This is a genomic window from Streptomyces sp. NPDC058246 (assembly GCF_042881985.1).
In the GTDB taxonomy this organism is placed as follows: Bacteria; Actinomycetota; Actinomycetes; order Streptomycetales; family Streptomycetaceae; genus Streptomyces.
The window spans coordinates 141,520-149,175 of the sequence record NZ_JBHVWZ010000020.1 but is presented as its reverse complement, the minus strand read 5'-3'; the positions used below and the strand labels follow the sequence as shown (position 1 = coordinate 149,175).

General features: G+C 72.1%; 6 protein-coding genes. 2 read left to right on the top strand and 4 right to left on the bottom strand.

Annotated elements, in window-relative coordinates; genetic code table 11:
* Positions 1 to 45: 45 nt before the first annotated feature.
* Positions 46 to 459: a DUF1992 domain-containing protein gene (locus tag ACFVXA_RS26715; RefSeq protein ID WP_362033944.1), complete on the bottom strand. Its 414-nt coding sequence runs from the start codon at positions 457 to 459 to the stop codon at positions 46 to 48.
* Between the two features lie 125 nt (positions 460 to 584).
* Here ACFVXA_RS26715 and ACFVXA_RS26710 point away from each other — a divergent pair, with 125 nt between their 5' ends.
* Entirely contained in the window at positions 585 to 980 is a 396-nt protein-coding gene (locus ACFVXA_RS26710; protein ID WP_362033950.1) for a hypothetical protein, read from the top strand.
* A 40-nt stretch (positions 981 to 1,020) separates the two neighbouring features.
* Here the strand turns inward: ACFVXA_RS26710 and ACFVXA_RS26705 are convergent, their stop codons facing one another.
* Positions 1,021 to 1,662, bottom strand: a complete 642-nt coding sequence (locus ACFVXA_RS26705; protein ID WP_390027009.1) for an O-methyltransferase — start codon at positions 1,660 to 1,662, stop codon at positions 1,021 to 1,023.
* Positions 1,663 to 1,793: 131 nt separating this feature from the next.
* Entirely contained in the window at positions 1,794 to 3,200 is a 1,407-nt protein-coding gene (gene proP / locus ACFVXA_RS26700) for a glycine betaine/L-proline transporter ProP (RefSeq protein WP_390026990.1), read from the bottom strand.
* Between the two features lie 615 nt (positions 3,201 to 3,815).
* On the opposite strand from proP, the gene ACFVXA_RS26695 reads away from it, so the two are divergent.
* Positions 3,816 to 5,867: a bifunctional glycosyltransferase 87/phosphatase PAP2 family protein gene (locus ACFVXA_RS26695; RefSeq protein ID WP_390026988.1), complete on the top strand. Its 2,052-nt coding sequence runs from the start codon at positions 3,816 to 3,818 to the stop codon at positions 5,865 to 5,867.
* On the opposite strand, the gene ACFVXA_RS26690 is transcribed toward ACFVXA_RS26695, so the two are convergent.
* Positions 5,821 to 7,443, bottom strand: a complete 1,623-nt coding sequence (locus ACFVXA_RS26690) for a hypothetical protein (RefSeq protein ID WP_390027007.1) — start codon at positions 7,441 to 7,443, stop codon at positions 5,821 to 5,823. The genes ACFVXA_RS26695 and ACFVXA_RS26690 overlap by 47 nt on opposite strands.
* Between the last annotated feature and the right edge of the window lie 213 nt (positions 7,444 to 7,656).

Sequence of the window (7,656 nt, the reverse complement as noted above, 5' to 3'; positions counted from 1 at the left end):
CGCCCCGGGCCATGTCCCGGGGCGCGGCCTCACACGTTCGACGGGTTACCCCTCCAGGCGCTCGCGACGCTCTCCCCATGCGCGGACGATCTCCTCGACGTCGTACGGCTTGAGGCCGAGGGGAGGGCCGGGCGGGGGTTTGAACATCATCTCGCGGATCTTGACGTTGATGTCCTCGACGATCCGGCGTACGGCCCGCTCCGAGGGCGCGACGGACGCCGCGGCGAGCGCGTCCTCGGCCTCCTTGCGCAGCGCCAGTGACGGCGGCAGCACGGACAGCCCCTCGCGGGCCATCTTCTGCTTGATCCACCACAGTTCGTCGTACGCCGTGTCGGTGATGTGCGGCAACGGCTTGCCCGCGCCGGGGAGTTCCGCGAACTCACCGCGTGCCTGCGCGTCGCGGATCTGCTTGTCGATCCAGGACTCGAAGCTGACACCGGGTGGTTTGCGCTCGGTCATGAGTCCATTGTGCCGGAGGCCGCGCGGCGGGGCGATGCGGCGAATTATCATGCGGCGGCGGCGCGCCAACCGTGCTCCGCGCAAGGACAATCGGACCAGGACCGGCACGAAACGAAGGAGCGCGCGTGCTCGAACTCACCATGGCCTCGGTAGCCGGGGCGGACGCGGGTGCGACGGCCGGGATGCTGATGGCCGACGCACCCAGCGACCCGGGTGCGACGCTGCGGGTGGGCCGGGACCGGGCCGTGTGCCGTCTCGCGACCCCCGACGACTGGCTGTTCGTGTCCCGGGTCCACCTGGAGTTCCTGTGCGGTCCGGACGGCTCCTGGCAGGTCACCTGGCTGCGCGGCTCGCACCCGGAGCCGTCCGCCGAGGTACGGCTGACGCTGGCCGGTCAGCCGGCCCAGGCCTTTCCGTACGGCGGGACCGCCAAGCTCCCCGCGGGCAGTTCCGGCGAACTCGTCATACAGGACCGCACCGGCCCGCGCACGGTGAACGTGGGCTTCTATCACGAGGCCTAGGGCCGATCAGGCACCACGAGGCCTAGGGCCGATCAGGCCCTCAGCCCAGCACCCGCGCCAGCGCGAAACCGTCGTACCCCTTGCTCCCCACCGTCTGGATCGCCGTCGCGCTCAACTTCGGGTGGGAGGCGAACAGTTCGAGTGCGGCCCGGGTGCCGCGCACGCTCCGGTCGGTGCTGTCCGCGTCGGTGACCTGGCCGCTGCGCACGACGTTGTCGAGGACGATCAGGCTGCCGGGGCGGGTGAGCTTGATCGCCCACTCGACGTAGTGCGGGTTGTTCACCTTGTCCGCGTCGATGAAGACGAGGTCGAACGGCTCCGGGTTCTCCTCCGCCAGCTTCGGCAGCGTCTCCAGGGCGGGGCCCACCCGCACCTCGGCGATCTTGTCGAGGCCGGCCCGGGCGAGGTTGCCGCGGGCGACCTCGGCGTGCTTGGGGTCGTACTCGAAGGTGATCAGCCGGCCGTCGGCGGGGAGCGCGCGGCCCAGCCAGATCGTGCTGTAGCCGCCGAGCGTGCCGATCTCCAGGATGCGGCGTGCGCCCTGGATCTGGGCGAGGAGCTGGAGCAGCTTGCCCTGGTTCGGCGCGACGGCGATGGGCGGCAGTCCGGCCGCGTCGCTGTCGCGCAGCGCCGCGGTGAGCGTGTCGTCGGCGGGAGGAAGACCGCTCCCGTACTCCCGCAGCCGTTCCGGCGTGTACTCCCGTAGCCCTTCAGGCGCGTACGCCCGAGCCCTTCAGGCGTGTACTCCCGTAGCCCTTCCGTCGTGCCGTCGGACAGGGTCTCGGACGGCACGACGGAGGCTGCGGTTCCAGGTCAGCGTGCCGAGGACTCCGGCACGGGCTCCAGCGACGGTGCGGAACCCGGCAGCGGGCGGCCGGCCGACTCCGTGATGAACCACACCGCCACGCCGCCGATCACGGCCGCGGCCATCATGTAGTACGCGGGCATCATCATGTTCCCGGTCGCGCCGATGAGCGCGGTGACGACCAGCGGGGTCGTGCCGCCGAAGAGCGAGACGGAGATGTTGAAGCCGATGGAGAGGGAGCCGTAGCGGACCTTCGTCGGGAAGAGCGCGGGGAGCGCGGCGGGCATCGCGGCGGTGAAGCAGACCAGGAGCAGTCCGAGCGCGCCCATGCCGAGGGCGACCGCGAGCAGGCTGCCCTGGCGGATCAGCAGGATGGCCGGGATGGAGAGGAAGAGGAAGCCGGCACAGCCCGCGGCGATCACCGGGCGGCGGCCGATCCGGTCGGTCAGGGCGCCCGCGAAGGGCTGCACGATCATCATCAGCGCCATCACACCGAGCACGACGAGCAGGCCGTGCGTCTCGTCGTACTTGAGCTCGCTGGTCAGGTAGCTCGGCATGTACGACAGCAGCATGTAGTCGGTGACGTTGAAGACCAGGACCAGGCCCATGCACAGGAGCAGCGCGCGCCACTGGCCCGTGATCATCTCGCGCAGCGGCACCTTGGGGCGGTCGGCCTCGGACTTCTTCAGCTCGGCCGCGAACGCCGGGGTCTCCTCGAGGCGCATCCGCAGGTACAGGCCGATGATGCCCATCGGGCCGGCGATCAGGAACGGGATCCGCCAGCCCCAGGACAGCAGGTCGGCGTCGGAGAGCAGGGCGGTCATGAGGGTGACCAGGCCCGCGCCGCCGATGTATCCGGCCAGCGTGCCGAACTCCAGCCAGCTCCCGAAGAAGCCGCGCTTCTTGTCGGGCGCGTACTCGGCGATGAAGGTGGTCGCGCCCGCGTACTCGCCGCCGGTCGAGAAGCCCTGCACCAGGCGGGCCAGCAGGAGCAGCAGCGGCGCCCCCACACCGATCGTCGCGTACGAGGGGATCAGGCCGATCGCGAAGGTGCCCGCGGCCATCATGATCATGGTGAGCGCGAGGATCTTCTGACGGCCGATGCGGTCGCCGAGCGGGCCGAAGACCATGCCGCCGAGCGGGCGGACGAGGAAGGCCGCGGCGAAGGCGCCGAAGGTGGACAGCAGCTGGGCGGTGGGGTTGCCCGACGGGAAGAAGACCTTGCCCAGAGTGACGGCGATGTAGCTGTAGACGCCGAAGTCGAACCACTCCATCGCGTTGCCCAGGGCGGCGGCCTTCACGGCGCGCTTGACCAGGAGGGGGTCGGTGACGGAGGCCTCCGGTGGTGCGGGGGTCCGGGGCCGGGGGACGACGGGTGCGACGGCGGGGGCGGCTGCGGCGGACGGCAAGGGCATGCCTTTCGTCGGGGACAGGGACGTGACCCACCCGCGGGGGCGGGACGGGCCCCACCCGAGGGGCGGGACGACTGACCCACCTGAGGGGCGGGACGGGCCCCACCCAGGAGGGCGGGGCGACTGACCCACCCAAGGGGGCGGGACGGGCCCCCCGAGGAGAGCGGGGCAGGCCCCACCCGAGGAGGGCGGGACGCGCCCCACCCGGCGGGCGCGACGGGACCCACCCCGCGAGGCGGGACGGCCCCACCCGAGGGCAGGACGCGGCCCACCCGGAAGCGGGCCGAAAACCGACCATAGGGGCACTTGCCCCCCTTACGTGCCGTACGCGACCCACCGCGCACCGCGCATAAACGCGGCGTACGCAGGTGCGACGAACTGTCCGAGAGGCCCCTTTCGCGGGCCTGTCTGTGATCTATGTCGCGGACCGAGGGGGGAACCGAACCGTCCGCGCACTATCGTCATCCGGATAAAAGACGAGAGGACGTCAGGTGAAGAGGGGGTTGCCTGCGTCCCTCTCCGGGGGCAGTGCGAGCCTCATAGGGCCCGGACAGAAACCGGCGCACGGGACGACGCACGGCATACGCGGGACGAATGGGGCGGGAGGGCCGACGGGGCGTGGCGAATGTGGAGCACGGCGGACGAGCGGGTAATGCCTTCGGGGCGGGGACGGTCGACACGGCGAGGGAGCGGCTGCGCGCCCTGCGTATAGGGCTGTGGCTGATAGCCGCCGTCCTTGCGGTACGGCAGGTCGCCGTCGTTCTCAGCACCCCCAAGGCGGAGCGGCTGACGGACCTGGAGACCTGGGTCGGACCGAACGGCGTGCTGCATGTGAAGGGCTCGCTCTACGACTCGACGCAGTTCACCGGCACACCGTTCGGCGGCCTCGTCCTCAAGCCCTTCACCCGCGCCGCGGAGCAGGCCCTCGGCTGGGGCTGGACCTTCGGCACCCTGTCCCTGGTCGTCGCGCTCGGCCTGGTCGCGGCGCGCGCCCTGCCGCAGCCGGTCAGCCGCCGTACGTCGTTGCTCGCCGCGCCCGTCGCCGTCAGCCTGCTGATGCTGTCGCTGCCGGTCCGTAACACCCTCTACCTCGGCCAGACCAGCGTCATCCCCGTGCTGCTCGTCCTGCTCGGCTGCTTCGCCATGCGTGGGGAGCGCGCCGGCGGCGTGCTGATCGGCCTCGCGGCGGCGCTCCAGCCGACCGTGCTGCTCTTCGCGCCGCTGCTGTGGTTCACCGGCCGCCGCCGCGCCGCCGGGTCCACCGGCGTCACCTTCGCCGCCCTCACCGCGCTCGCCTGGGCCGCGATGCCGCACGACTCGAACACCTACTGGGTGCACCACCTGGCGGGCGTCGGCCTCGGCAAGGACGCGGACGACCTCACCAACCAGTCGCTGCACGGCGCGCTGCTGCGTCTCGGCCTCACAGGCCCGCTGGAGATCGGCCTGTTCCTGCTGCTAGGCGCGGCCGTCGCGGCCGTCGGCCTGCGCCGCGCGGTGCGCTACGCGAAGGACGGGCAGCTGCTGCTTGCCGTGGCGGTCACCGGCTGTGTCGCGGTCGCCGTCTCGCCCACGACCTGGCAGCACCAGCTGCTGTGGGTGCTGCTCGCGGTGGTCGGCCGGGTCGGCAGGAAGACCTCGGACCGCTTCATGTGGCCGGTCGCCGTCGTCCTCGTCATGACGCTGCCCGCGAAGATGATGCTGCCGAACATGGCGGCGCTCTACCCGCTGCGCGACAACGTGACGCTGCTCGCCGCGCTCGCCGCCGCCACCGTCGTGCCGTTCCTGTCCCGCACCTCGGAGTACTACCGGCGGCCGATCCCCACCGACTACGCGCAGCCCATACCCACCCGGTGGAAGCGCGTCCCGCTGCTCCCCTTCCTCGGCCGGGTCCTGACCCGCCCGAATCTGCTGCTCGAACTGCTCCTGATCCGGGTCGGCTACTCCGCCTACCAGCAGGTGCGGCTCGCGGCGACGGGCGGCACCAACGCGGGCGGCCGGGCCGTCGCCGAGCACCACGGCGACCAGATACTCGCGATCGAGCGGTTCCTGCGCCTCGACATCGAGCACTGGGCCAACCACGCCGTGGTGAAGGTCGGCTGGCTGCGGGACTTCTTCGACTTCTACTACGAGTCGTTCCACTTCGTCGTCCCGCTCACCGTCCTCGGTGTCCTGTACGCCCGCCGCCCGGCCGACTACCGGTGGGCTCGCTCGGCACTCGGCTTCGCCACCCTGATAGCGCTCGTCGGCTTCTGGCTCTACCCGCTCGCCCCGCCGCGTCTGATGCCGGGCCTCGGCATCATCGACACCGTGCACGGCGTACAGGACTTCTCCAAGCCGGACTACGGCACGCTGACCGCGCTCACCAACCAGTACGCGGCGATGCCCTCGCTGCACTTCGGCTGGTCCCTGTGGTGCGGGCTCGTCATAGCCGTCCTGGCGCCCAAGTGGTGGATGAAGGCGCTCGGCCTGCTGCACCCGTTGTTCACGGTCTCCGCAATCGTGGCGACCGGCAACCACTGGATCCTCGACGCGGTGGGCGGCGCGGCCGTCGTGGCCGCGGGCTTCGGCCTGACCTACCTCCTCCAGGGCCCGCGACCCCGGACCCTGATGAAGCCCGTGGAGGTCAGCACGCAGGAGCTGGTCCCGGCGGCGGGGCGTACTCCGAGCTGATCCGGTACTCGCCCGGCTCGGCCACCGTCAGCCGCGTGAACTCGCCGTCCTTCTCCAGGCAGCCGCCCTCGGCGCGCAGCCACGGCGAGTAGGCGACCCGCACGGTCACCGAGCCGGGCGACGGTATTCGCACGTCGACCTCCGCGCTGGTGGTCCGTACGACGGTGGCGGGCGCCGACACCAGCGGTACGGCGTCGCGCACCCGGAACACCCGCCAGTGCGCGTCGTTCCACACCGGCTCCAGCCACCCGGGCCGGGTCTGCTTCACCAGGCGCGCCTCGGTCTCCGCGTAGCCGTCCGGCTTGCCCGACGGCAGGACGACGAACCCGACGGCCCAGCGGTCCAGCCACGCCCGGTAGGTCGTCGCCGAGAAGGTGCCGTCGTAGAAGAGCCGGCCGCGCTCCATGTCCAGCTGGCGGTTCCAGCCGCGCGCCAGGTTCACGTGCGGGGCCAGCGCGGTGGCCTCGCGGTGGTTGCGGGCCGGGACCACCTCGACGCGGGTGCGGTCGGCGCCGAGCCGTCCGAGGGCATGGACGACGCCGTGGGTGTCGGCCGCCCAGGCCGGCACGGCCGTCGACACCTCCAGATCGTCGACGGTCTTCTGCCCCACCCAGACGACGGAGAGGACGAGCGCCGCGGCCAGCGCGCTGCGCCGCAGCCGGTGCAGCCCCGGCGCGCCGAGCAGCACCGCGAGCAGCACGGCCGGCGCGAACAGCTCCGCGAACCGCTCGACGTTCGTGCCGACGGGCGAGGGGATCAGATACGTCAGGACGGTCCCGGCCGCGTAGACGAACCCGCTCCACCGGGCCACCCGCCAGCCGCGCGGGGCCAGCACGGCGACGGTCAGCCCGAGCAGCGTGGGCGGCCAGATCCGGCCGGAGGGCATCAACTGCTCGCCGGTGAAGGGGAACAGCAGGGTCGTGGCCGCCACGACCACCGCCGGCGGCACCAGCAGCGCACCGGCCCGCACCCGGTCCCGTACGACGAGATACGCGGCCCCCACGACCGCCAGGAACAGGCCCGCCACCGGGCTCGCCATCGTCGCGAGCGTCGCGTACGCCACCGCCAGCAGCACGCGCCGCTCGCGCGCCAGCGGCACACAGGCGGCCAGCCCGAAGGCGACGCCGAGCGCGAAGGTCGTACGCCCCGAGGCGACGTTGCACCACAGCGCGAGTGCGGCGAGGAGTGCCGGGCCCACCGGCCGTCGTATGCCCGTGCGCTCGATCAGCACGGCGGCCAGCCAGGTGGCGGTGAGTCCGGAGAGCACCGTCACCGTGCGCACGCCGAGCGCGGCCATCAGGTACGGCGAGATCACGCTGTAGTTGGCGGTGTGCATCCCGCCGTACCAGAACAGGTTGTACGCCGATCCGCCGTGCCGGGAGACGAATCCGGCCCAGGCGTCCTGGGCCGCGAGATCGCCGCCGCCGGTGGCGAGGAACGCCCACCACACCGCGTACAGCGGAAGGGTGGGGAGGGTCGCGAGCAGCGGGAGACGGTGGCGGCGGAGGAAGCCGCGGACGGGGCGGAGGCGGGGGTTCCGGGGCGCGGCCGCATGGTCCGGCCGGACGGGGATCAGGTCGGTCAGGTCGGCAGAGACCACGGCTCGGCGTTTCCGTTCGAAGTCTTCGACGATGTGGGTTGGCTGTGCCGGGTGTGAAGACGCGAAACCGAGCGGAAACGTTCAGTACGTCGTGGAGCGGGTTGTCGCGGGGGAGGCAGGGGCGGGGCGTAGGGGGGATGCCCCTGCCTCCCTCGGGACGGGCCGACGGGTTCCGGGAGGCCGTCGGCC